23 protein-coding genes are annotated in these 25994 nt (G+C 53.6%); 13 read left to right on the top strand and 10 right to left on the bottom strand.

Translation table 11 applies throughout. The features are described 5' to 3' along the window. The first annotated feature begins 10 nt into the window (after positions 1-10). Positions 11-1009: a DUF6076 domain-containing protein gene (locus ACESSO_RS04490; RefSeq protein ID WP_373163847.1), complete on the top strand. Its 999-nt coding sequence runs from the start codon at positions 11-13 to the stop codon at positions 1007-1009. After that, positions 994-1191 (top strand): hypothetical protein, encoded by a 198-nt coding sequence (locus ACESSO_RS04485; RefSeq protein ID WP_373163846.1) that lies wholly within the window; start codon positions 994-996, stop codon positions 1189-1191. The genes ACESSO_RS04490 and ACESSO_RS04485 overlap by 16 nt, the downstream gene beginning before the upstream one ends. A 672-nt stretch (positions 1192-1863) precedes the next feature. Here ACESSO_RS04485 and ACESSO_RS04480 read toward each other — a convergent pair. Beyond that, positions 1864-2301, bottom strand: a complete 438-nt coding sequence (locus ACESSO_RS04480; protein ID WP_373163845.1) for a cupin domain-containing protein — start codon at positions 2299-2301, stop codon at positions 1864-1866. Between the two features lie 132 nt (positions 2302-2433). Between ACESSO_RS04480 and ACESSO_RS04475 the strand changes: the two genes are divergently transcribed. After that, positions 2434-3150 (top strand): DUF421 domain-containing protein, encoded by a 717-nt coding sequence (locus ACESSO_RS04475; RefSeq protein ID WP_373163844.1) that lies wholly within the window; start codon positions 2434-2436, stop codon positions 3148-3150. Positions 3151-3503: 353 nt separating this feature from the next. Here the strand turns inward: ACESSO_RS04475 and ACESSO_RS04470 are convergent, their stop codons facing one another. The 5 genes from ACESSO_RS04470 to iolG all read right to left on the bottom strand — a co-directional run bounded on the left by ACESSO_RS04470 (position 3504) and on the right by iolG (position 8990). After that, positions 3504-4520, bottom strand: coding sequence for a Gfo/Idh/MocA family oxidoreductase (locus ACESSO_RS04470; protein ID WP_373163843.1), 1017 nt, complete (start codon positions 4518-4520; stop codon positions 3504-3506). A 57-nt stretch (positions 4521-4577) separates the two neighbouring features. Further along, positions 4578-5477: a myo-inosose-2 dehydratase gene (gene iolE / locus ACESSO_RS04465; RefSeq protein WP_373163842.1), complete on the bottom strand. Its 900-nt coding sequence runs from the start codon at positions 5475-5477 to the stop codon at positions 4578-4580. Positions 5478-5713: 236 nt separating this feature from the next. After that, positions 5714-6544, bottom strand: a complete 831-nt coding sequence (locus tag ACESSO_RS04460) for a sugar phosphate isomerase/epimerase family protein (RefSeq protein ID WP_373163841.1) — start codon at positions 6542-6544, stop codon at positions 5714-5716. A 13-nt stretch (positions 6545-6557) separates the two neighbouring features. Continuing rightward, positions 6558-7955, bottom strand: a complete 1398-nt coding sequence (locus ACESSO_RS04455; protein WP_373163840.1) for an MFS transporter — start codon at positions 7953-7955, stop codon at positions 6558-6560. Between the two features lie 18 nt (positions 7956-7973). Beyond that, positions 7974-8990, bottom strand: a complete 1017-nt coding sequence (gene iolG, locus ACESSO_RS04450) for an inositol 2-dehydrogenase (protein WP_346705241.1) — start codon at positions 8988-8990, stop codon at positions 7974-7976. Between the two features lie 323 nt (positions 8991-9313). Between iolG and ACESSO_RS04445 the strand changes: the two genes are divergently transcribed. The 10 genes from ACESSO_RS04445 to ACESSO_RS04400 all read left to right on the top strand — a co-directional run bounded on the left by ACESSO_RS04445 (position 9314) and on the right by ACESSO_RS04400 (position 21106). Further along, complete coding sequence (locus tag ACESSO_RS04445) at positions 9314-10168, top strand: AraC family transcriptional regulator (RefSeq protein WP_373163839.1); 855 nt, start codon at positions 9314-9316, stop codon at positions 10166-10168. Between the two features lie 85 nt (positions 10169-10253). Beyond that, on the top strand, positions 10254-11183 hold the full coding sequence (locus tag ACESSO_RS04440) for an AraC family transcriptional regulator (protein WP_373163838.1): 930 nt from the start codon (positions 10254-10256) through the stop codon (positions 11181-11183). Positions 11184-11733: 550 nt separating this feature from the next. Continuing rightward, complete coding sequence (locus tag ACESSO_RS04435; protein ID WP_373163837.1) at positions 11734-11910, top strand: hypothetical protein; 177 nt, start codon at positions 11734-11736, stop codon at positions 11908-11910. A 122-nt stretch (positions 11911-12032) separates the two neighbouring features. Next, entirely contained in the window at positions 12033-13985 is a 1953-nt protein-coding gene (iolD, locus tag ACESSO_RS04430; RefSeq protein WP_373163836.1) for a 3D-(3,5/4)-trihydroxycyclohexane-1,2-dione acylhydrolase (decyclizing), read from the top strand. Positions 13986-14229: 244 nt separating this feature from the next. Beyond that, the gene (locus tag ACESSO_RS04425) at positions 14230-15021 is read left to right on the top strand and encodes a 5-deoxy-glucuronate isomerase (RefSeq protein WP_373163835.1); all 792 of its coding nucleotides are present in this window, start codon (positions 14230-14232) and stop codon (positions 15019-15021) included. A 19-nt stretch (positions 15022-15040) separates the two neighbouring features. After that, complete coding sequence (locus ACESSO_RS04420; RefSeq protein WP_373163834.1) at positions 15041-16162, top strand: 4-hydroxybutyrate dehydrogenase; 1122 nt, start codon at positions 15041-15043, stop codon at positions 16160-16162. 16 nt (positions 16163-16178) lie between these two features. Then, the gene (locus ACESSO_RS04415; RefSeq protein ID WP_373163833.1) at positions 16179-17486 is read left to right on the top strand and encodes an acetyl-CoA hydrolase/transferase family protein; all 1308 of its coding nucleotides are present in this window, start codon (positions 16179-16181) and stop codon (positions 17484-17486) included. Between the two features lie 271 nt (positions 17487-17757). After that, positions 17758-19203, top strand: a complete 1446-nt coding sequence (locus ACESSO_RS04410; RefSeq protein ID WP_373163832.1) for a 4-hydroxyphenylacetate 3-hydroxylase family protein — start codon at positions 17758-17760, stop codon at positions 19201-19203. A 68-nt stretch (positions 19204-19271) separates the two neighbouring features. Beyond that, complete coding sequence (locus ACESSO_RS04405) at positions 19272-20123, top strand: transketolase (RefSeq protein ID WP_373163831.1); 852 nt, start codon at positions 19272-19274, stop codon at positions 20121-20123. Positions 20124-20137: 14 nt separating this feature from the next. Next, positions 20138-21106 (top strand): transketolase family protein, encoded by a 969-nt coding sequence (locus ACESSO_RS04400; protein WP_373163830.1) that lies wholly within the window; start codon positions 20138-20140, stop codon positions 21104-21106. Between the two features lie 54 nt (positions 21107-21160). On the opposite strand, the gene ACESSO_RS04395 is transcribed toward ACESSO_RS04400, so the two are convergent. From ACESSO_RS04395 to ACESSO_RS04380, 4 genes are all read right to left on the bottom strand, one after another. Then, complete coding sequence (locus ACESSO_RS04395) at positions 21161-22342, bottom strand: Gfo/Idh/MocA family protein (RefSeq protein ID WP_373163829.1); 1182 nt, start codon at positions 22340-22342, stop codon at positions 21161-21163. A gap of 152 nt (positions 22343-22494) precedes the next feature. Further along, positions 22495-23628, bottom strand: a complete 1134-nt coding sequence (locus ACESSO_RS04390) for a Gfo/Idh/MocA family protein (RefSeq protein WP_297283640.1) — start codon at positions 23626-23628, stop codon at positions 22495-22497. A gap of 49 nt (positions 23629-23677) precedes the next feature. Further along, positions 23678-24679, bottom strand: coding sequence for a sugar ABC transporter substrate-binding protein (locus ACESSO_RS04385; RefSeq protein WP_373163828.1), 1002 nt, complete (start codon positions 24677-24679; stop codon positions 23678-23680). 87 nt (positions 24680-24766) lie between these two features. Beyond that, positions 24767-25696, bottom strand: coding sequence for a sugar phosphate isomerase/epimerase family protein (locus ACESSO_RS04380; protein ID WP_373163827.1), 930 nt, complete (start codon positions 25694-25696; stop codon positions 24767-24769). Positions 25697-25994: the final 298 nt, after the last annotated feature.

The following is a 25994-nucleotide window of genomic DNA, read 5'->3' as shown; positions in this document are numbered from 1 at the left end:
AGGATTTCCTATGCACCTAATCATTCCGTCCGAGTGCCATCTTCGCGTATTTGTTACGGCAAAGCAGGAGGTTTTTGAATTTTACGACAATGCAGAGCACATGCTGCACCGGCACACCTTTTCTTACGGAGAAGGCATCATCCAACTGCTGGAGAACTGGAAGGAAACTGATGAACCCCTTTTACAGGAAGCCTATGAATATCTGATAAAGCGAGCGCAGGTCGGAGAGGAAAATATGGGGGAATGGAATGAAATACTGTTCCGTTTTCAGCATGTGGATAATCCGTTCCTCTATCTGCTGGTAATGCAGCTTGCGCCGCTCCTGCTCAAATGCTTCTACGATATCGATCCTTCCATTGTCACCGATTTCCGTGAGGAACTGGACAAGGTCAGGGCAGATGCGCACACGCTGCTGTTCGATTGCCTGAACCCAGAAACAGCGGATATCTGCCGCCGGTATTGGGAGATCTGGGGGCGTACACCCATGCGCTTGCCTGCTATCCGCACGGAATTGCTTCCTGCCCGCACACGCGCGGCCTATAACGGCTGGATCTCGCCGGCCGAAAACACGGATCCGGAATACCTTTACAGCACACAGCAGGAGATGGTCATGGCAGAAGTCTGCTATCCCCGTTCTGTGCAGGAACTATACGTTTTCCTCAAATCCACCTATCTGCGCCGTGCGGTACGTTTCAAAGAATGCCGCCTGTGTGGCAAGCTGTTTGCAGCAACAGACGGCGACCGGACAGAATACTGCTCCCGTGAATATGAAAAAGGAAAAACCTGTCGGGAGGTTGGTGCTTCGCGTGTCTATCAGAAGAAACTGCTCGGCAACCCGATCACACGCGCCTATAACCGCGCCTACAAGACCCACAATGCCCGCATCCGCTACGGCACGATGACGCGCGAGGAATTCCATGCATGGACGGAAGAGGCAAAAAAGCACCGTGATGCCTGTCAAGCTGGCGAGATCTCGCTGGAACGCTTTGAGGAATGGCTGAAAGATTAAATGGTTCTAAAGATGGTGTGTTCATAACAAGAATGAGGGAAAGGTGTTGGTATCTGGATGGCATATGTGATCAGAATCGCCTTGCGGCAAAGCCTGTCACCGCAACAAAGAGAGAAAGAAATGCAGGGTTTATAGTAATAATGGTCAATGATTATCTGCGTGTAATGGGTTATGCATCGTGAGAAAAGGAAATGGAAAATGCGAGGGGGAATCCATAGCAGGGGTAACACGATGTATTATTCTGAAAAAATCTAGGTGATATAAAATGCATACAGATAAATCAAATATCTCGGATAATTGAAACCGGAGTTGGTCTGTACCATGAGGACAATCATATCACCCTTCGGGATATTCAGTATAAAAAGTATGTCTGCTGTCCGGTGATAACACCGGAGCTCATACGCAGGTCCTTTTTCTGCGGCGATACCCAAATGCCATATAGGCTCTCATGCTATACAGCAGCATATATTAAATCGCCATCAAAACAAACCGGACAGAGGCATATCGTATTGCAGTCACAAAGTGGAAAAGCATGTACAGAATATGGACGGTCATTCTCTGATAAATGCTGACGCTACTTCGGAACAATATGTAGCGCTCAATTATTGCATTGATCTTAGAAGAAGTATTTGATTTGTTTCGATAGATACATTCTGTTTTGCCAATACAGAAAATTTTTGTCATTGCATTGTCGTAAGTTTTTCCGTTGGCTGTCTCAGGACGGGATTTTTCTGCAAACAATCTAAGTATAAAACCATCAGAAATACCGGCATGGTTCCAGCGGGAACCTGCCGGTATTTTTACACCATGTAGCTTCGCAAATTGGATTCTCTGTGGCAAATGCCGATAGAGTCTTATGACGCGGCATCCGCCTTCGTACGGTGGATCGTTCCTCTGGGATGCTGGGGTGGCGCATAGATGGAGGAGAGTTTCAGCGGACAATCTCCGATGTTGCTAATATTATGCCATGTTTCTGCCGGCACAAAAATGCCATCTCCGGCCTTGAGACAAAACTGGGAATCCAGCTTTTCTTTACAAGACCCCATACGGACAAGTGCCCGCCCGCTTTCTACCCGGATAAACTGGTCGGTATCAGGATGCATCTCCAAGCCGATTTCTCCGCAAGTGGGAATGCTCATCAGTGTCATTTGCAAGTGGTTCCCTGTCCAAAAAGCGGTGCGGAAATTTTGATTTTTCTGTGCCGCACATGTGATATCGGCAGTAAATGGCGCCGGCCCATGGTCGGTCACGAAACCATCACAGCCGTTCCTCTTAGAAGGATGAAACTTCATATAATTTGCTCCTTATATTGTGGATACCCCATTCTATGAGTTCCATGCTCACCCGGTGAATCGCGCGGAAAACATGGAGATGCCGCTGTGTATGGTTTGCCGAGATTCCGGTCAGACTATGGAGAAAGGGGGGTGTGCCATATTCAAGTTTTTGCTCTTTGCTTGACGGTTCTGGGCTCCTTTGCCACGCTTTTTATCGCGGCTAAGCTTATCGGGCACAAACAGATTGCACAACTGGATTTTTTTGATTATATCACGGGAATTACGATCGGATCTATTGCGGCGGAAATGGCCACAGAACTCGAGGAGCCATGGAAACCCTTTGCTGCAATCCTCATCTATGCAGGGGTTACGCTTCTGCTCAGCGTTGTGACCAACAAATTTCCCAGAACGCGCAGATATCTCTATGGCTCATCCACGATCCTCATGGATCGCGGGAAGCTCTATCGGGCAAATCTGAAAAAAGCCAAGCTTGATTTAGAGGAATTCCTCACTATGTGCAGGCAGCAGGGATACTTTGACCTGACCAGCATCCAGACCGCAATTTTCGAATTCAACGGAAGGCTGACGATTCTTCCGGTGAGCACCCAGCGTCCTGCAACGCCCGGCGACATGAATCTGTGTCCGGAGCAGGAGCTGCTGTTTACTGAGTTGATCATGGACGGTCGGATTTTGGGAAGCAACCTCCAACGCATGGGGTTGGATTTGACCTGGCTGGACAAGCAGCTTAAGCAGCACGGGATCCATTCTGCTCAGGATGTTCTCTTGGCGGTCTGTGACAGGAACCGGAAACTTGTCATTTACGAAAATGACGATAATGAAAGACACACAGCAAGATGCAAAAAATAGATCAAGGATCATTTCATCTGGAAACGGACTTATGATCGCAAAGCGTATGACGCTATTTCATTATTTCCAGTGTAGATATAACGAAGTCTTGCGTGTTCTGATGGCCACCCTACAATACCTTTGCGGTGAACCCTTATGCTGCTAAGACAGATGTTAGGATGCATTCCAGTACAGCTTTTTAGAGAAGAAAGTATGGACGTATGTGCATAGCAGTCATCAATGCTTTGTGTGTAGCGTCCTCGTTATGACTTAATGACGACAGAAGGACGAAGCACATTTGCTTCGTCCTTCTGCCTTTTCAGCATATCAAAGTATGATAAGAGGATAGGGATGATTTATTGAATGTGGGGAGATTACTCCAGTGGGAGCAGTTCATTCTTGAGGAAGGATTCCTTGCAACGGAACGCGATCTTGGTGGACTGGGTGCCGTCGATAACGCCCGGGGTCGCCTTGCGGCCGGTCGCTACGCAATCGCAGAACTCTTCGATTTCGGTGATGTAAGCGTCATGCCAGCGGGTGATGAAGTCCTGATAGCATTCGCGGCATACGCCGTGCTCGCTCATGACCTCAACCAGAGAATCGGTCGGTACAGAGGCAATGCGCAGCGTACCGCGGGTGCCGACGATTTCGGTCTCCACGTGCGAACCATGCGCTGCCGCGCGGCCGGCAAAGAAGAACGCCATCGCGTCGTTCTCCATCTGCATCAGGCCGGAGACGTTGTCGCCGTCGTCCCAATCCTTGTACTGCTTGAACTCATAGCAGCCGCCGATCGCCCACAGCTTCTTCGGCTCGGAGCCGGTCAGCCAGCGAATCAGGTCAAAATCATGGATGGACATGTCGATGAACTGGCCGCCGGAGCGGGGAGCGTATTCCAGCGTGCCTTCAATGATGGAGATCGGGTCCTGCGAGTAGCAACGTACCAGAATTACGTCGCCGATGTCGCCATTTTCCATCTTCTTCTTGGCCACCTGATAGGAGTGGTCGTAGCGACGCATGAAGCCCAGCATAAAGATAAGATCCGGGTGCGCGGCGATAATCTTTTCCGCTTCCTTGCACTTCTCAACCGTGTCAGCCAGCGGCTTTTCGCAGAATACATGCTTGCCAGCGTCCATCGCAAGCTTGATCATCTCCACATGGGATGCGGTGTTGGTGATGATTGCGACTGCTTCGACATTCGGGTCCTCGCACAGCGCCTTGGGATCGTTATATACTGCAGTAACGCCCAGCTCTGCAGCGACCTGCTTGGCGCGGTCGAAGTTTGCATCCGCGATCGCGACCAGTTCGGAGCCGGGTACGCGGTTTGCAATGTTGCAGGCATGCTCATAACCCAGACGGCCAACGCCGATGATACCGATTTTCAGCTTTTTCATAGGGATTCGCTCCTTTATTTCAAAATTTGAATGATCTGTTTGCGTAGGGCAACCGCATCAAAGACCGGTGTGCTCCTTGACATATGCGCGTGCCATGCGCGCGTATTCCAGCGGGTTGGCCTTGGCTGGATCCTGCTCCGCTTCGACGACCAGCCAGCCCTCGTAGTTGTATTCGTCGAGCAGTTTGAACACGGTCGGGAAGTCCACGCAGCCCTCCGGGTCGCCCGGTACGGTGAACACGCCTTCCGGGATCGAACGCAGGAAGCTCTTGTTTTCCGCGTAGCACTTGTCCATGGCGGGCTTGCGCACATTTTTGAGGTGGACATGGCCGATGCGGTCGTGGTGCTTCTTGAGGATTTCGATCGGATCCTCGCCGGAGAAGGTCAGGTGGCCGGTGTCGTAGATCATGCTGACATACTTCGGATCGGTCATGGCGAGCATGCGGTCGATCTCCGCAGTGGTCTGTACGGTGGTCGTCATGTGGTGGTGGTAGACGATCTTCATGCCGTTGTCATAGGCGATTTTGCCGAGGTGGTTGAGGCCCTTGGTGAGCACTTCCCACTCATCGTCGTTGAGCACTTTCTTGTTGGCAAGTGGGGTGTTCCACTGGTGTTGGATGGAGAAGGACTGGTCCGAGGTGTTGATGACGGTCGCGCCGATGGACTTGAGGAAATTCATGTGGTCGACAAAGGCGCGCTCGTTCCACCAAAGCGGCTGCTCGTTTAAGTACGTGCTGATCCACGCGGTGATGGCCGAAATACCGCGGCGGCCAAATTCCTTGTTCAGGATGGCGGGATCGCGCGGGTACTGGCAGCCGATCTCAGTGCCGACATAGCCGGTCAGCGCGATTTCGCTGATGGTCTGGAGAAAGCTGTTCTCCGCGCCCATTTCGGGCATATCGTCCTCGGTCCATGCAATCGGAGCGATACCGATTTTTACTTTATTCGGGTCTAACATGGGATTCCTTCCTTTCGTTTGATATGTGGCGGTCTTACTTACTGGTTACAGTGTAACAGTCTGCATGCGCTTTTTCTTTCAACTTCTTGGGTTTGTTCAAAAAGTGTGCGTAAGAGACAAAATGAAGAAAAACGCCAGATAAATGCGCAGAATCGATACCAAACAGCGCCCTGGAAGCGGTGCGCCGCACGGAGGCGGCGCACGGTGGAAACGGTGTTTTTTTGAAAATCCTGCTGTTACAGGAACGGACGGGTGGTTTCCGCTCCCATGCGGATGACATCTTCTGCATCCATGGCCCAGTATTCCGGGCGGAACAGTTCGAGACAGGCAGGACCATCGTAGCCGACCGCCTGCACTGCTTCCGCAACTTCCTTGACCGGGATCGCGCCCAGACCGGGCATTAGGCGGTGGCAATGGTCGAGGATGCCGAGCGGCAAATCCTCGCAGTCGTTGATATGGAATACAAACAGTTTATTCTTGGGCACCTTGCGGATGAAGCCCACGTCCGCGCATTTGTCGTGCAGATAGACGTTGATGCAGTCGATCGTCAGGCCGACGCTGTCGCGGTTGACCGCCTGCACGATCTCAAGCGCCTGCCGCACGCTGTTACAGCACCATTTACGGTCGCCGATTGGCTCAAAAGACAGCTTGACTCCATAAGGCTCCGCAATATCGGCAAGCTGGTTGAGCACCTTGACCGAGTCCTCGAACACTTCCTGCTCGTTTTTGGTGCAGATTTCTGCCGTAACGGTCGGTACGACAATGATATACGGGTTGCCGATCTGCTGGGCGACTTCGCAGCCGAAGGTGAACAGTTCGACGAGCGCCTTCCACTCCTCCGGGGTGCAGAAATTGATGTTTTCGATGGAGTTGAAGGCATAGGGCTTGAGATGACTCTTGGCGAAAAATGCCTTCAGATCGTCTACGGTATGCGTCTTGAGGTATTCTTTCAGCATATCAAGACGCAGTTCAATATAGTCGTAGCCGTATTTTTCACACAGCTCGAGGTCTTTTTCCACCGTGGAATTTTCCTTGCAGGTGGCCTCGTTATAGCCGAGTTTCAACATATCGCATACTCCTTTACATTTCGCCACGCGCTTCGCGCTCGGCCAGTTCTTTCATGATGGTGGGATAAATCTTGTCCAGTCGATACAGCAGTAATACCACAATGGCGATGGCCCAGACCAGAATGGGACCCCAGTAGAAGATCGTAGCAATCATTTCCTTGGCGGATTCCGGCTGCACCGCACCGCCCGTGGTCGAGCTGAGGAAGCCTGCTCCTTCGAGCAGCATGGTCATGATGGCACTGGTCACGCCGGTGCCGACCTTGAATCCGAGCGAACCGGCGCCGAAAATCAGGCTTTCCTGCCGGATATGGGATTTCCATTGGCCATACTCTACTACGTCGCCCATCATGCCGAACACAACCGAGGTTAGCGGTGCTTGTCCCAGAGAGCGGATGATGGTCATGGTCATGATCCAGCTGAAGCTGTTGGGGTGGAGCATAATGAGTGCCTGTGCCGCGACCACGATCACACAACCCAGCAGCGAAAGGTCTCGTTTGTTGAACCGGCGCAGCAAAAGGGGGCAGGCTAGCGCGCCGACAATGAGCGAAACGATTTCAGCCGTGTAAATGAAGCTGTACAGCTCGTCGTTGCCCAATACATATTTGCAGTAGTATGGCAGATCGGTGCCGATGATGGTGGTATGGATACAGGTGACTGCCCACAGAATCAGGGTCGCCCAGAAATAGGGGTTGGACAGCAGGGCTTTCAGGCTGCGTCCCGCAGTCACTTTGGGCTGTGCCTGTTGCTGTACCTCGAAACGCACGGTTTCTTTGCAGTTGGCAAAGCAGATAATCAGCAGACCGACCGCAATGACGCACCAGATGCTCATGACCTTGATCCACGCCGCTTGATCGTCGCCGAACAGCTTGACGATCGGCAAGGTGAAGGTGACGGCGATGATCTTGCCAAAGGGGGATAACGCCATGCGGATGACAGACAGCATATCCCGTTCATGGGAGGAGCGGGTCATCAGCGTGGAAAGCGTACCGTATGGCACATTGATGGCGGTATAACAAACGGTCGTACACAGGTTGTAGGTAACAAATATGTACCAGAACTGCACGGTTTCGGTAGATTGTGGAATACAGAACATCGAAATGGTGCATAGTGCATACGGCACGGCCATCCACAATACCCAAGGACGGGCTTTGCCCCATTTGGATTTAGTCTTGTTGACGATCACACCCATAATTACATCGGAAGTGCCGTCGAATACGCGGGAAATCAGCATCGCAAGGCCGACAACAGCGACGGATACGCCAGCATAATCGGTATAGAACAATGTCAGCACCGCGGTGGTGATACCCATGACAACATTGCATGCGGTGTCGCCCAAACCATAGGAGATGCGCGTCCACCAAGAGAGCGGAGCAGCAGGAGATGCGGTTTGCACCGGGGTTACAGCTTGCATGTTCTCGCACCTCCCGGATTATTGGATTTCGCTGAGGCTGACGGGACGATGCTCCTGTAGGGATTTGGCGGCTGCCATGGCGATCTTGACCGGCTGAAGGCCGTCAAAGCCGGTGACCGGCGTGTCAGTATCGTTCAGGACGGCCTGTGTGAATGCCTTTGCCTCCGCAATAAACGCATTGTTGTATCGCTCGAGGAAGAACCAAGTGGGCTTTGCGATCTCCACACCGTCGGCGCTCGAGATCATTGCCTGATCATTCAGGTCGTTGGCAACCTGTACGCAGCCCTTGTCGCAGTGCACCTCGGTGCGCTGATCGTAGCCGTAATGTGCGGCGCGGCTGTTGTCGATCACGCCGAGCGCGCCGTTTTCAAACTTCATCATCACAATGGCGGTGTCTACATCGCCGTACTGGTCGTAGCCCGCGCCGGACAGTGCTGCGCCGTATGCGGTGACTTCGGTCACTTCGCTGCCGGCCAGATAGCGGACCATATCGAAATCATGGATGGTCATGTCCATGAAGATGCCGCCCGAAACCTTGATGTAGTCCATGGATTGATGGTCGGGGTCGCGCGAGGTGACTTTGACGATGTTGGGCTTGCCAAGACGGCCGGAGGCGACGGTGTCGCGCACCATTTTGTGGTTGTGGTCGAAGCGGCGCACAAAGCCAACCTGCAGCTTGACACCTGCGTTCTTGACTGCGTCGAGTGCCTCTTGGATTTTGGCCAGATTGGTGTCGATCGGCTTTTCACAGAAAATATGCTTGCCGGCTTTGGCTGCGCGCATAATAAAGTCAGCGTGTGTGTTGGTGGAGGAGCAGATAAAGACCGCTTCGATTGATGCGTCGCTGAAAATTTGTTCCGGATCGTCATAGCAGTGGGCAATGCCCATGTCGGCAGCCCATGCGCGGGTCGCGTCGTTCATAAACGGATCGGCAACGGCGTACAGTTCAGCCTCCGGTACAGCATGCGCCAGATTTTCCCCGTGCAGCTTGCCGATGCGTCCAGCGCCTAACAGACCAATACGTACCTTTTTCATTTTCATGCACTCTCCTTCTTCATATCAGCGGGTGTTCCTCATAGATGCATCAAAAAAGCAGGATTTTCAAAGCGTATCGCCATGAGCTGTGCTATAATAAAATAAAGCGATGACGATGCAGCAAACAATGATTTCTCAACATTTGTCTTGCTTTCTGCGTTTTCTCTGCTGTTCTTGTGACTTATTATAGAAGAAAATGTGATTAAGGTGTTAGCGGGTTCTTGTGGGAAAAGCGCGCGGCAGGGCATGAAAAAAGCCGAAACGGGAAAACAAAATTGTGAAATCTTGTGATTGTTCTCAAGCGGGGAGGATGGTGTGATCCGATGATAGAGCTTCCGGGATTTGTAAATTGTGTGCTGATCGACCGAACCAGTAATGACAAACAGTCTCATCTGCCACATGTCCATGACAACATGCTGGAGTTGTTTTATGTATGCAGCGGCGAGGGACAGTATATGGTTGATAACCGGCTGTATCCGATCTGCAAAGGGGACATGGTAATCTGTAACGCAGGAGTGCTGCATGGAGAGGAGCCGGCGTTGGTACGGCAGATCTATTCATATAGCGTGGCGCTGACCGGGGTGCAGCTGGAAGGGTTGCCGCTGAACTGCTTGATTGATCCGTATACCTGCCCGGTGGTCTCTTGCGGACAATTGGCCGAACAGGTGAAGCACATGATGCGGCTACTATATCTGCTGTCGGCCGATACCGCGCATCTGGGAGCAGTGTGCAGCAGTCTGGCGTATTCTATGGTGCTGCTCACACAGGCGTTGGTCGGCAGCCGCGCCAGACAGCAGACCGCATCGAAGGTGGAAACACCGTCCGTTTTGGCGCATCGGGTGCGTCAATATCTGGATGAGCATTATTCTGAAAACCTGACGCTGCGCGTTGTGGCGGACCGACTGCACATGAATGAGTATTATCTGGCGCACATTTTCAGCGAGGAGTTTGGCACGCCTCCCATGCAGTATGTCATCAAACGGCGTATCGGAGAAGCACAGGATCTGTTGATTCATGAAACGCTGCCGATTGCCGAAGTGTCAGACCGTCTGGGATATACCAGCGTCTGTCATTTTAATACGATGTTTAAAAAATATGTGGGGATGTCGCCGGGACAATATCGTCGTTCGTTCCGTAAGGATGGTGAAAAACCGTGTCAGGATGGTAAGCGGGGCTGAGCGGGGATTAGCAGGGACTAAATATCGATAGTGGTAGTGGAAAGGATGTGCAGACATCCAGACGAATAGGCAAAGGAGGGACAGCATGGCACAACAACATTCTCTTAATGTGCAGTGCTTTGTAAAAAAAGAATTTCAATCCATGTTCGTCGGGGAGAATGATCCTCGTCTGCTCTATGTCAGCGAGATCCGGCCGGATGCCAGCGCGCACCCGCGTGTGATGCACGCGCATGAGGATTTCGTCGAAATTATTTTGATTTGCAGCGGTTCCAGCGAATATCTGATTCACGATAAAAAATATTATATCCAGCCGGGAGATTTGCTGGTCTATAATGCAGGCGTGGTTCACGATGAAATATCTGGGCCGGATATGGAGATCGGCAGCTATTGTGTGGCGATCGGCGGGCTGCATATGCCAGGCTTGCGTGCTAATGCACTACTGCCCGATGACGCGGGCTATGTTTTCCCGACAGGGCAGAGTTTTGGCGACCTGCGTATCCTGTTTGAAATGATGTTCCGCAATCTGGCATCGGGTGAGCCGCGTGCAGAATCATTTTGCCATAGTCTGATGCACGCACTGCTGGTTAAGGTGCTGACGGTAACGGATGGAGTGGATGCCATAGTGGAAAAACCGGTGGAGGAACCTCACGTTTTGGGACGGCGCATCAAAGAGTACATTGATCGGCACTATATGGAGCCGATTACGTTGCAAAGCATGGGAGAAGCATTGCACATCAGCCCATATTATCTGTCGCACGTCTTCAAACAGATGAGCGGCTACTCACCGGTGCAGTATCTATTGCGCCGCCGGATCGGTGAGGCACAAACGTTGCTTATTACGACCGATTTGTCTATTACACGGATTGCTGAAATGGTGGGTTATGATACACAGAGTTATTTCAACCTGCAATTTACCAAAAACGTTGGCATGCCGCCCAATAAATATCGACAGAACTATATAGTTACGCAAAAGGAACAAAGTGGGAGCACAAACAAGAAACGCAAAAAGAAATAAAGAAAATGCGCTGTACGCGAATTGTGTACAGCGCATTTTCATGCAATGAGAAGCGCCCCGGCACGCTATGGTGCTGGGGCGCTGCACAAGAGAGAAAAAAGAGTAAGAGGTAGTTAGCGGTAATCGTAATCGGACGAATCCGAAAACATGGTATATGTGATGCTGCGGGTTAGATACATATTAGCAAAAATAATTACCAGAGCAAGAACAGCAAATAACATGATATTTCCTCCTTTTGAAGTGGATCCAGAATAGCTTGATAATATGTTGCTGCCTGTCTAAGTCAGGTTTTTTTTGTTGTATATAGCATAGCATTTTTGACGATAGGCTTCTTTCAGATTCATGTGTTTTCCGACGGCATGGCAAGTATTTCAAAAGACTGGGATGGATGTGGGAAAACACCGAGAAAAATAGCAGCAACATTCTGTAAAAATGCCTGCGTGCGCTGCGCATGTCATGGAGTGCAGCGGCACAGGGAAAAACATAATTTTATCAAAATATTGAGGTTGCCTCTATTTTTTTAGCAAAACAAGCGTATGCAGGTCGAAAAATGGCAGGCGAATATCGGGGAATTTCCTACAAAAGCGAGATATTCAAAAAAACAGTCTTGTCAGCGGTGGAAGCTGTGCTGTCTTGGAACGTTAGTAAATGGGCACTTGCAGGTGAAAAAGGAGAAAAAATACTTGCCTGTGTGGAGGGAAATGTGCCAAAAAGATCAAAATTATAAAAATAAGCATCAAACCAAGATGTTAAAAGAAATATGACGGCCAAAATGCTAAACTGAAACCATCAAAAACGAGGGTCGCTAAAACGACCATGTGAGACAAATTGATTTGAGGAGGAAGCATCATGAGCAAAACCAGAATGACCGTTGGTCAGGCAATCGTCAAGTTTCTCAATCAGCAGTACATCGAAATGGACGGCAAGGTAGAACCGTTTGTAGACGGTATTTTCACTATCTTCGGCCACGGCATGGTAGTCGGCCTCGGGCAGGCACTCGAGGAGGACCCGGGCCATCTCCGGGTCTATCAGGGCCGCAACGAGCAGGGCATGGCGCACGCTGCGATCTCTTACGCCAAGCAGCACAACCGCCGCAAGATCATCGCCTGCTCGTCCTCGATCGGCGTGGGTGCGGCTAATATGGTGACCGCGGCGCTGACTGCGACCATCAACAACATCCCGCTTTTGCTGTTCCCGTCCGATTCCTTCGCAACCCGCCAGCCGGACCCAGTACTTCAGCAGCTTGAGGTACCGAGTGATCTGTCCATGACCGCTTCTGATTGCTTTAAGCCGGTCGCTAAGTACTGGGATCGTGTGACTCGTCCCGAGCAGCTGATGAGCGCGATGATCAATGCATTCCGTGTGTTGACCGATACGGCAAACTGCGGTACTGCTGTCATCTCTATGCCCCAGGACGTACAGGGTGAGAGCTTTGATTTTCCGGATTACTTCTTCCAGAAGCGCGTACATCATGTTGCTCGCCGCGTTGCCGACGAATATGAGATCAATCAGGCGGTGGAGCTGATCAAAGCTTCCAAGAAGCCGATGTTCATTTCGGGCGGCGGCGTGCGTTACTCCGAGGCCGGAGAAACCGTGATGGAGTTTTGCAAGGCGTTTAACATTCCGGTATCCCAGACGCAGGCCGGCCACTCCGCGCTGCCGGATTCCTTTGAACTGTCGGTTGGCGGCATCGGCGTTACCGGCGGTCTGGCAGCCAATGCGCTCTGCAAGGACTGCGATCTGGTGATCGGCGTCGGCACCCGTTTCAACGATTTTGTCACCGGTTCCAAGTGGGTGCTGTTCCGCAACCCGGATATCAAGGTGCTGGCGATCAACACTTCCGAGTTCCACGCAGAAAAGCTGGACGCGACGCGCTGCGTCGGCGATGCCAAGGTAACGCTCGAAGCGATCATGGAGAAGCTGAAGGAAGCAAATTACAAGACCGCTTATACCGACGAGATCGACAAGATCCGCAAGGTATGGGAAGAGGAGCGCCTGCGCGTGCTGGGCGTGCAGTACCATGGCGAAGGCTTTGGCGAGGGCAAGTTTGTACCGTGCGTACCGAGCTGGACTGAGAAGATTATGAACGATTTCATCAACGACATCGGCGGTACGATCACCGAGTCCAACGCAGTCGGTATTCTGCGCGAGGAAATCGACGACGATGCGATCGTCGTTGCAGCGGCAGGTTCGCTGCCGGCAGACCTCGAGCGTTTGTGGGTCACCGATGCAAAGGATTCCTACAATATGGAATACGGCGCATCCTGCATGGGCTATGAGATTGCCGGTGCGCTGGGCTCCAAGCTGGCTCAACCGGACAAGGAAGTGTATGCGCTGGTGGGCGACGGCTCCTTTATGATGCTCAACTCTGAGATCCCGACCGCGATTCAGGAAAACGCCAAGATCACGGTTGTGGTATTTGATAACGCGGCGTTTGGCTGCATCAACAACCTGCAGATGGGCAATGGCGTTGGCACACTGGCAACCGAAATGCGTCACCGCAATGAGGAAACCGGCAAACTCGACGGCAAGTACTGCTACACCGATTTTGCCAAGGTAGGCGAAGGCTACGGCATGAAGGGCTTTACCGCCAAGACGCCGGAGGAGTTCCGTCAGGCAGTACGCGCGGCTAAACAGGAAAAAGGCTCGTGCATCATTGATGCCAAGGTGCTGCCCAAGACCATGGCAGAGGGCTATGAATCCTGGTGGCACATCGGCGTAGCTTCCACCTCGAAGTCTGCGGCGGTGCAGGAGGCCCGTAAGCGGATTGACGACCATCTGGCAGAAGCGAGAATGTACTGATATCCCGTTCTCCTATTTTCTTCCATGTCTCTCACGAATTGATAGTGCATTCTCCCAAACATTTCTCTTTCATTACCGCCTGAAAGGCAGCGCGTGCTGCAGTGTGCGCTGCCCGAAGGGACGGTCAGAGCATGGAAATAGAACAGGAACGATTCGGTACTGAATATAAATTTTGGTATAACATAGCCGCCCGTTATGAGCGGGCGGCTGTTTGCTGCTCAAAAACAGGGGAAAGGAGCAAAAAATGAAATACACAAGCAAAGGGCCGTTTGAAAAAGGCTACAACAAGATGATTTCCGCTGTGGAAAATCCGGAGATGATGGGGATGGAATTTGGCGTGGTTAAAATGGCGGCGGGTGACGTGCAGCATTTTGACTACGCGCAGGAGGTCGTGTATGATCTTCTTTCCGGTAAAGTCATCTTTGAGTGGGACGGTAAAAGTGAAACAGTGGAACGCAAGGACTGCTTCCACGAAGGCGCAATCCTGTTGCATGTGCCGCAGAACACCAATGTGATTATTTCTGCTGAGCAGGATGCCGAGATCGCTGTCGTGCGCACCGAGAACAAGCGCAGCTTTGCAGCCCGCCTGATGCGTCCGGAGGATTGCCTGTGCGCCAATGAGGAACGCGGCGCAGGTCAGATGAACGAGTGCTCCACCCGTTTGGTACGCACCTTCTTTGACCGTTCCAACTGTCCTGAGACCAATTTCTTTATCGGAGAAGTTGTACATTTCCCGGGAAAGTGGTCCTCTTATCCGCCGCACCAGCACGTCGAGCCGGAAATGTATTATTATAAGTTCCTGCCGGAAAACGGCTATGGCCTTGCGGAGTACGGCGATAACGCATATAAGGTAAAAAACAACGACCTGACCGGTATGCCGTGCAATGTGACCCATTCCCAGGCAGCCGCGCCCGGCTATGCGGAGTATTATCTGTGGTGCATCCGCTTACAGGATGACAAGAATATCGTTACCACCACGGTGAAGGAATACGAGTGGGTAACGGCGCCGGACGCAAAGTATTTTCCGGATATCTGAGAAAAAGGGGGCAAATCAAATGAAAGCCTTTCGAATCATGCCTGCTGTTGCAGAATACGCGGATTTTTGTGCGATGGCGCAGGAATTGAACCTTGGCGCACGCGATCTCATCCTGACCAACGAGTACATCTATAACCCGACGATCGCGACGCTGAACCTCGGCTGCCAGACCTGTTTTCAGGAGAAGTACGGTGCGGGCGAGCCGACAGACGTGATGGTGGACGCCATTCTGGACGACCTGCGCGGTAAAGAGTATGACTGTATCATTGCGGTCGGCGGCGGCACGGTGATCGATATTGCTAAGGTGCTGACCGTGGCGCGCCCGGAGGACCGTGTAGACGACCTGTATGACCGCATGGCAGACCTGCAAAAGGAGCATCCTCTCATTATCGTGCCCACGACCTGCGGTACGGGCAGCGAGGTGACCAACATCTCGATCATTAACCGTACCTCTAAGGGCGTGAAGGTCGGGCTGGTTTCCCCGGCGATGTTTGCGGACGAGGCGGCTTTGGTGCCCGCCATGCTGCAAAGCCTGCCGTATCCCGTGTTTGCCACCTCGTCGATTGATGCGATGGTGCATGCAGTGGAAAGCTATCTCAGCCCGAACGCTTGCGCGCTCAGCGAGCTGTTTTCGGAAAAGGCGCTGCAGCTGATCCTGCGCGGCTGGAAGCAGGCGGTCGCGTCCGGCAGTAAGGATGGCTGGAAGCAGAATGCGCTGGAATTTTTGCGCGCATCTAACTTTGCGGGCATCGCGTTTGGTCATGCAGGTTGTGCAGCGGTGCATGCGATGGCCTATCCGCTCGGCGGCGTGCACCATATCCCGCACGGGCAAGCAAACCAGCTGATGTTTGCCGATGTCATGCGCAAATATCAGGAGAAGAAGCCGATCGGCAAGCTCAATCAGCTTGAGGAGATCCTGTCCAAGGAATTGCAGGTCGAGCCGGTATTTGCGCTGGAAAAGTTATATGCGCTGATGGATGAGGTGTTGAAAAAGGATCCGCTGCGCGAGCACGGCGTGACTGCGGAGGAGTTGCCGGACTTTGCGCGCAATGTCATTGAGACGCAGCAGCGCCTGCTGGGCAACAATTATGTGGAACTGACCGAGGACGATATCCTTTCGATCTACCGCGCGGCGTTTTAAGCGGGGAGGGACAGGAATGGACTGGAGAAGCTATTATAAGGAGCACACCATGACGCCCGAGCAGGCGGTCGGTGTCATCCATGACGGCGACCGCGTGGTGTTCGGCCACGCGGTGGGCGAGCCAATCATCTTCCAGCGTACGATGGCGCACATGGCGGAGCAGTTCCATAACGTGGAAGTCGCGCACATGGTGTATCTCGGCTCGGGCGAGTATTTGCAGCCCGGCATGGAGAGTCATTTTCGTCATAACGCCCTGTTTGTGGGCGGCGCGGCGCGCAAGCCGATCGCGGAGCACCGCGCGGACTATACGCCGGTATTCTTCTCGGATGTGCCGCGCATGTTTCGGGACGGGACGCTGCCGGTGGATGTGTTTGCGTTCACCTGCTCGCCGCCGGATGAGCGCGGATATGTGTCGCTCGGCTTGTCCTGCGACTACGGCGCACAGGCGGTCAAGTCTGCCAAAACGGTCATTGCGGAGGTCAATCCGAATATGCCGCGTACCTATGGCGAGAGCTTTGTGCATGTGTCTGAAATCGACGGTTTCCTGTGCTCGTGGGAGCCGCTGCCCGAATCTGCTCCCGCCAAAATCTCCGAGGAGGATCGCCAGATCGGCAAGTATATCGCGGATCTGGTGCGGGACGGTGACTGCTTGCAGCTAGGTATCGGTGCGCTGCCCGATGCGGTGTGCTCGTTTCTCGGGGAGAAAAAAGACCTCGGATTGCACACCGAGATGATCTCCGACGGTGTACTGCCGCTGCTGGAAAGCGGTGTGATCAACGGCAAGCGCAAGCAGCGCGATGTAGAAAAGGTGTGTGTCACCTTTTTGATGGGCACACGCCGGTTGTATGATTATGTGGATAACAATCCGATGATCCGGATGCTGCCGGTGGATGTGTGCAACAATCCAGCCATCATCTCGCAGAATGACAACGTTGTGTCCATCAACTCGTGCGTTGAGGTGGACTTGCAGGGACAGGTGTGTGCGGAAGCGATCGGCCTGAGGCAGATCTCGGGCATCGGCGGACAGATGGATTTCGTGCGCGGCGCGAACCTGTCCAAGGGCGGACGCTCGATCATTGCGCTGCACTCGACCACCAAGAACGAGTCGTCGTCCAAGATCGTCACCACGATCACGACCGGCGGCCCGGTCACGACCAGCCGCTGCGACGTCAACTACATCGTGACCGAGTACGGCGTGGCACAGCTGCGCGGGCAGACGCTGCGCGAGCGCGCCAAGCGTCTGATTGCGATTGCGCATCCCAAGTTCCGCGCGGAGCTGGCGGAGGAGTATGAGAAGCGCTTTGGGGAAAAACTGACGGTTTAAACCGCGTGTCGGATCGCAAGAGGAGTGATCTTATGGCGGCAGAGAAAAAACCGTTTACACGGGGTCAGATTATACTGATTTATCTGATATTAATGGCGCTGATTGCTTTTTCCGGGTATTGTGTATATTATACATATCTATTAATGGGCTAAAACGTATTTCAGTGATGGAACAGCGTCGGACACAGGGGGATGTGAAGTTGCCTTCTACGGATTCCTACCTGTGCGAGATGGTTTCTTTCAATATGGATAGGAAAGAAGGATATGCAATTATGATGACAAAAGAACAATACATCGCGTCGCTGCGGACGCTGCATCTCAACCTGTACCGCTTCGGGGAAAAGGTGGAAAACGTGGTGGACGATCCGATCGTGCGCCCGTCGCTTAATTCGTTTGCCGCGACCTATGAGCTGGCCGAGGATCCCCAGTATGATGACCTGATGACGGCGACCTCCAATTTGACGGGCAAAAAGATCAACCGCTTCACGCATCTGCACCAGTCGACCGACGACCTGATCCGCAAGGTTAAAATGCAGCGCTTGCTGGGCCAAAAGACAGCGGCGTGCTTCCAGCGCTGCGTTGGACTGGATGCGGCAAATGCGGTTTACTCCACAACGTATGAAACCGATGAGGCCTGTAACACAAAATATTACAAGAATTTCGTCAAATTCTGGTCTGATGTGCAGAATAATGACTGGGCGGTCGATGGTGCGATGACCGACGTCAAGGGCGACCGCGGGCTGTCCCCGTCACAGCAGGCCGATCCGGATCTGTTCCTGCATGTCGTGGAGCGCACCGCGGACGGCGTGTATGTCACGGGCGCAAAGGCGCACCAGACCGGTTACTTAAACAGCCACTATGTGCTCGTGATGCCGACCATCTCGATGCGCAAGGGTGACGAGGACTATGCGATTTCGTTTGCCTGCCCGACGGATGCGGAGGGCATCACGCTCATTCTCGGCCGTCAGTCTTGCGACACCCGCAAGACCGAGGAATACAACGATATCGACGTCGGCAATAAGGTATACGGCGGCCATGAAGTGCTGGTCATTTTCGACCGCGTGTTCATCCCGAACGAGATGATCTTCCTCAACGGCGAGGTGGAATTTGCCGGCATGATGGTGGAGCGCTTCGCAGGCTATCATCGCCAGAGCTACGGCGGCTGCAAGGTTGGCGTGGGTGATGTGCTGATCGGCGCGACCGCGCTCGCGACCGAGATGGCGGGCTGCGCGAAGGCGAGCCACGTCAAGGACAAGATTATCGAAATGACCCATCTGAACGAAACGTTGTACTGCTGCGGCATCGCGTGCTCGTCGCAGGGCACCAAGACCAAGAGCGGCAACTACCTGATCGACCTGCTGCTGGCAAATGTCTGCAAGCAGAATGTCACGCGCTTCCCGTATGAGATTGCGCGGCTCGCGCAGGATCTGGCCGGCGGCCTGATGGTGACGCAGCCGTCCGAGGCTGATTACCGCAACCCGGCAACGCATGACTATATCGAGAAGTATCTCAAGGGCGTAGCAAGCGTTCCGACCGAGGACCGCATGCGCGTGCTGCGCCTGATCGAGAACATGACGATGGGCACCGCAGCGGTGGGCTATCTGCCCGAGTCCATGCACGGCGCAGGCTCGCCGCAGGCACAGCGCATCATGATCGCCCGGCAGTCCAATCTGGAGCAGAAGAAAAAGCTTGCCAAAGAGATCGCGCGCATTCAATAAACCAAAGGACAAGCGCCCGTCCGAAGGCATCGGGCGGGCGCTTGTTAGCATCACTAAAGGAGGAAATTATGGATCAGCAGAAATTGCATGAGCTTCGCGTATTTGCGGCGGAAATCCGTCTGGAAACATTGAAAATTATCGGCTCGCGTGGTTTTGGCCATGTCGGCGGCTCGATGTCCATGGCCGACGCAATGGCGGTTCTGTACGGCGCGGTGATGAATATTGACCCGAAAAACCCGCGCTGGGAGGGTCGAGATTGGTTTGTGCTCTCCAAAGGCCACGGCGGACCGGTCATGTACGCAACATTGGGCCTGAAGGGCTATTATCCAATCGAGACTGCTTATACGCTCAATCAGCCGGGCACGGACTTCCCGTCCCATACCGACCGCAATAAGACAGTCGGCGTTGATTTGACGACCGGATCGCTTGGTCAGGGTATGAGTGAGGCGGTTGGCGCGGCGCTGGGCAGCCGCGTGCAGGGCCGTGACAATCATGTGTTTGTGGCAATTGGCGACGGCGAAGCGGATGAGGGTCAGATCTGGGAAGGCGCGCAGTTTGCCGCGCATTACCAGCTGGACAACCTGATCTGTCTGGTGGATGACAACAAGCGGCAGCTCGACGGCGCGGTTGTTGATGTGATGAGCCACGGAAAGGGCATTGGCGCCAAGTTTGATGCGTTTGGTTGGAATGTCATCAATGTTGAGGATGGCAATGACATTGAGCAGATTTATGATGCGCTGCAGCAGGCCTGCGCCTGCAAGGGCAAGCCGAGCTGCCTGATCCTGAATACGGTCAAGGGCAAGGGCGCAACTTTTGCCGAGCCGTCGGGTGCACATTCCTCGCAGCCGACGCAGGAGCAGTGGGATGAAGCAATTGCCGCGGCGGAGGCTGCGCTGGAAGCTGTCAAAAATGAGCAGTAAGGGAGGGGAAAACGATGAGTGTAACATTGATTGGCAAGCATGAGAAGGACAGCCGCGCGAACCGCGACGGCTATGTGGAAGCCATGCTGGAGATGATGGCGGAAAACAAAAAGCTGGTGCATATCGACTGCGATCTGATGGGCTGCATCAACACCGGAAAGCTGCTAAAGGCATTCCCCAAGCGGACTTTTAACGCAGGCATTGCGGAGCAGAACGCGATGGGCGTTGCTGCGGGCATGGCAGCGACCGGTCTAACGGCCTTTGTACATTCGTTCGGCTGCTTTGCCTCCCGCCGCATGTTCGATCAGGCATTTTTGGCGGCGGGCTATTCCGAACTGCCAGTGCATGTCATCGGCTCCGACCCCGGCGTAACGGCGGCATTCAATGGCGCAACCCACATGCCGTTTGAGGACTGCGCCCTGTATATGACCATCCCGAACGCGGTCGTCATTGATTCGTGCGACATTGCGCAGACCAAATCGCTGACCAAGAAGCTGGCGGCGGATAACCGCCCGTCCTATATGCGCCTGATCCGTAAGACGTTCACTACGGTATATGCAGATGGTTCGGAATTTGAAATCGGTAAGGGTGTTACCCTGCGCGACGGCAGTGACGTGACGATCATCGCCTCCGGCATTCTGCTGGACGAGGCGCTCAAGGCACAGGAGCAGCTGGCACAGCAAGATATCTCCGCGCGTGTAATCGATATGCACACATGGAAACCGCTGGATGACGAACTGGTTCTGAAAGCAGCTGCCGAAACAGGCTGCATTGTGACCGCGGAAAACCATCAGGTTTCGTGCGGCTTGGGATCGGCTGTGGCAAATTTGCTCGCTGCTAAGTGCCCAATACCGCTCGAGCGTGTTGGTATTCAGAACCGCTTCGGACAGGTTGGGCCGCAGGATTTCCTGATGGAGCAGTATAATATGACGGCTACGGATATTGTGGCTGCGGCTTGCCAGGCGATAGCAAGAAAACGGTAACCCAACAAACAAAGGCTGCCTTTGGGCAGCCTTTTTCTTTTCGGAAAACCGTGTTCAGTTGGTTTGTTCGCTTGCAGGAAAATCGAGCGGCAGGGGAGCGGGACGCTCAAAGGTGGTTTCCGGTTCGCAGAAGATGTGTTCATGCGCAGACTTGAGGATACATTCCATCACTTCCAGAGAATGCAGCGCCATCTCGCCCGACGCGCGCGGCGCGCGGTGCTGCGCCAGTGCGTAGACCATGTCCACCAGACCGATGCCGCGCGGGTTTTCCGCATGGCTGACCGAATTGAACGGGTGGTGGTTGGGCACGATCGACCATGGCGTGTTCACATGTTCGGGACGGCGTTCCGGGTCGGCCCAGCGGTATTCCGCGGGCGTGCGCAGCAGCGTGTCGCCGCCGAACAGATTGGGGCCGGAGATCGGGTCCTTTTCGTCGATCAGCACGGTGCCTTCCGTGCCGTACAGCTCCATGCGCGGCAGCTCGGAATCCCAAACGTCAAAGCTGCACGTCAGCGTGACGACCGAACCGCAGTCGAATTCCAGAATGGCGTTGATGTGGGTGTCCACATCGACGGGCAGCACCTGTCCCTTGCTGGGACCGGACGGGACTGTGCGGGTGTCGGCGGCCTTGGTAGCCATCGCACAGACGCGCCGCACCGGACCGAGCAGGCTGAGCAGCGCGGTCATGTAGTACGGTCCCATGTCATACAGCGGGCCTGCGCCGGGCTGATAGAAAAAGGCGGGTGCAGGGTGATGAAATTCGTGCCCGTGTCCAATGAAGTAGGCGCCGCCACCCGTGATGCGGCCGAGCTTGCCGCTGTCGATCAGCTCGCGGATGGTTTGCAGGCGGCCGCCTAAAAAGGTATCCGGTGCGCAGCCGAGCAGCAGCCCCTTTTCCTTTGCCAGCGTGACCAGCTCCTTGCCTTCTGCATAGGTCATGGCGAGCGGCTTTTCGGTATAGACATGCTTGCCGGCTTGGAGCGCCGCCAGATTGTATTCATAGTGCGCCTGCGGCGTGGTCAGGTTGAGGATCAGATCGACCTCGGGGTCGGCGATGACCTCTGCGCCCGAGGCATATGCCTTGGGGATGCCGTGCTGCGCGGCCTTGCGCTGCGCTTTTTCCAGCCCGCGCGAGGCGCACGCAACGACCTCGACCGCGTCGTAGTTCTTTAAGTTATTCAGATAGACATCGCTGATGTCACCGATGCCGATGACGCCGATGCGGATTTTTTTCATATAAATGCAGCTCCTTTTCATAGCATAAAATTATTTGTGGATAATTGGATTGTAGCACGTCCGGTTGGAATGTCAATTCTGGAATCTGTTGTGTGCCTTATGGGTACGCAAACGCGGTGCAGCCGGACAGGACTGTACCGCGTTTATCGCTATTATTGCATTTCGGAAACCTTAACCCAGCGGCCCTCGCGCGCGGAGGTCGCCATCGCTTCGAGAATCGTATCGACATAGTGACCATAAGCGATGTCAATTTTCACCTTGCGGTCTTCCGTGATGGCGGTCAGGATATCATGCGCTTGAATGGACATGATTTCGTTGTACGCAATGCCTTGCTCATCCGTGCCGCAGAAGTTGGCGTAATCACCGTTGCGTGTGTTGCCCTTGATGATCTTGTAGCCGCGCTCCTTGGGATCGCAGTCATTGGAGTAATACAGCAGTTCGTTGATGCGAGTCATCTCGAACTTGACCGAGCCCTTGCTGCCCTGAATTTCGTAAGCAAGGCTGACCGGACGCGCAACCGAGACACGGCTGGAGGACATCGAGCCGATGCGACCGTCCTCATACTTAACGATTACATAGATCTGGTCATCCGTATCAATATCTAGCGTCTTGGAAGGATCGCGCGCGTCCGGACGCTGCTTATACGGTGTGTCCCAAGATGCAAACACCTCGACGATCTTCTTGCCGACGATCATGTCGGACAGGCTGACCACATGCGCGGTCAGATCGCCCAGCGCGCCTGTACCAGCAGTGGCGGCAAGCTGGCGCCAGGTTGCCGGGGTGTTCGGGTCTGCGCAGTAGGAGCAGTCGAATTCGCCGCGGAAGGTGACGAAGTCGCCCAGCTTACCGGAATCCATCAGTTCTTTTGCAAGCACATTGGCCGGGCATTTAGTGTAGATGAAGTCAACCAGACTCTTTACGCCTGCTTTTTCGATCGCGTCCACCATTGCCTTGCCCTCGGCCAGCGTGTTGGCCATCGGCTTTTCGCACAGGATATGCTTGCCTGCCTCAGCAGCAGCGATCGCGATTTCCGCATGGGTGAAATTGGGCGTTGCGATGATGACCAGTTCTACTTCCGGATCGCTGATGACGTCATGCCAGTCGATAGAGACTTTCTTATAGCCGAAGCGCTCCGCGGCCAGCTTGGCTGCCGCTTCGTTGACATCTGCGACATGCTCAAATACCGGTTCCACATCATGATAGGCCTGACGAACGTTGTTTAAGCCAATGGAATGGAAGCTGCCCATCCAGTTCGCACCAATTAGACCGACTTTTACCTGCTTCATATGTTTTTATCCTTTCAAAATCAATTTTAATGGTAGGGGTGCTGGAATATTAGCCCAGCAGAGCGTTCAGATAATCCAGACGCTCCTGCGCGGTGTCCTTATCGATTACGGTTGCGTCAACGGAGATGTTCTCTTCCACGTCCTCGTTGTTGATTGCCTGAACCGCAGCTTCTACCGATTTGTAGCCCAGATCATAGCAGTCGTAAGCAACAGAAAGGGTCTCTTCGCCTGCCAGAATGGACTCACACGCAGAGCTGATGCCGTCAAACCCAAGAAAAATCGTGTTTGCATATGCGGCATGTCCGCTGGCGGTGCGGGCAGCAGCCATTGCCATATCGTCGTTATTGCAGGCAATAATCGCAACGCCTTCAGGATGGTTCTGTATAATCGCTTCCATCGAGTTTGCCGCCTTGTCTGCGACTGCATCAGCATATTGGATTTCGGTTTCGAGGAAGTCGCCGCCAGCGTCTTCAATGCCTTCCTGATAGCCGGTCAGGCGTGCGGTTGCGGTATTGTCACCCTGTACGCCGGAGATGGCGATCGCGGTGATGTTCTCCCAACCGGCCTGCTCAGCAGCGATTACGGCAACTTCTGCGCCGAGCTTCGCTGCGGCTTCCTGATCGATTCCGACAAAGGAGACAATCTCAGGGGCGTCAATCCGGGTATCCAGGTTGATAATGGGGATATCCTGGCCGGAAATCAGTGTTTTGACCAGGTCTGCCTGTAGCGGCGCGATAACCATTGCGTTATAAGTGCCGGAGTGCAGATCGGTTTCGATCATATTCTGCTGTTCATCATATGCGGTTTCGGAGCTGGGTCCCTTTACATCCACATTAACCTCGGGGTGGTCGGTCTCATATGCCTCGGCACCGGCAACGACATACTGCCAGTATTCCGAAGCGGTCGTTTTGAGGATGACACTAACCGAGCAAGTGGTATCCGCGGTAGTGCCAGATGTGGTGTCATCGGTGTTGGTGGTGTTACTGCCACATGCAGTGATGCTCATCATCAGTGCGCTTGCCATCAGTGCGGCCAATAATATCTTCTTCATTCCTTTTTCTCCTTTTCCGTATGGTGGGGCACTTGGTGGTTTGTGCTTTGCAGAATAAGATCATATCGGAATTGCGAGAGTTAAGAGTTAAATCTTATATCCAATCCCTTTGAGGAAGTCTACGCTAGCCTTGACGTTTGCAAGGCTGTTCTCGACGTTGCGCGGATCACATTCCTGCTCGATGGTGATGTAGCCGTTGTAGCCGATCTCGTCGAGTACATCGGCGACCGCCTTGTAGTCGATCATACCCTGACCAATCGGGCACATCGAGCCCTTGGCGCAGCCCTCAAAGAAACGAATATGCTCGTGCATAACTTCGTCATATACCTTGGGGTCGATGTCCTTGAAGTGCACATAGTCCAGACGGTCCTTGTACTTGCGCAGCCATGCGACCGGATCCATGCCTGCATATTGCAGATGACCGGTGTCCAGCACAAAGCCAGCCAGTTCTTTCGGGATCTCTTCCGCCAGACGGTCGATCTCGTCGCCGAACTCAATGTAGCCGCCGCAGTGTGGATGCAGGACCGGACGCACACCGTAGCTGTTGGCGCGCTCACACAGCCCCTTGAAGTGGCTGACCAGTTTGGCCCAACCGGTTTCATCCAAGCGGGGGGCGCGGTCAGAATGGCCTGCTGCGTAGTCGCGTTCATCATGTCCCCAGTCCATCACGGTCATGTAAGGGGTCGGCCAGCGCTGACCTTCTTCCCGGGGTAGGGGCGGCAGCTTGGTGATTAACTGGCAGATGCCGTCTACTTGATGCAGCAGCTTTTCGTAATTGTCATCGCTGAGCACATCGTCGAAGATCGTACCTGCGACAATCGACAGCTGGTTCTTGTTCAGTTCTTCGGTCACACGTTCGATGTCGTCGGTCGGGATCCAGCCGTTCGGCCCCAATTCGATCGCGCTGTAACCAGCCTCGTGCGCCTCGCGCAGCACGCGCTGCCAGGTCGGCAGGTGCGGGTTGTTGATGTCGTCGACGCCCCAGCAGCAGGGCGCGCCGCAAATGTGAATGCCCATATGTATTGCTCCTTTATCAGTTTGTGTTCATGTTGGTTGATGAGCCTCCTTGGTGTATTCATTATTGCGCATCCGTCCGTTTTTTGCTTCTACAAAACAGCGGGATTCTTTATAAAAGTTCACAAATATTTCAGCGGAGAGAAAGTGCGACAAATTGGGAAAACGATATACTTCTGATTAGGATTGGCTGCTGTTGGCTGCATTGGTTCAAAATAGTCTTTAGATGGGATGCAGCGCCTGATTGTGCGATTTTACAGCAGGAAGTTGTATATTTCTGCTTTGAGTGAAAAAAACCGGG

The organism is Agathobaculum sp. Marseille-P7918 (genome assembly GCF_964248325.1).
GTDB lineage: Bacteria > Bacillota > Clostridia > Oscillospirales > Butyricicoccaceae > Agathobaculum.
This window is presented reverse-complemented; position numbering and strand designations above follow the sequence as displayed.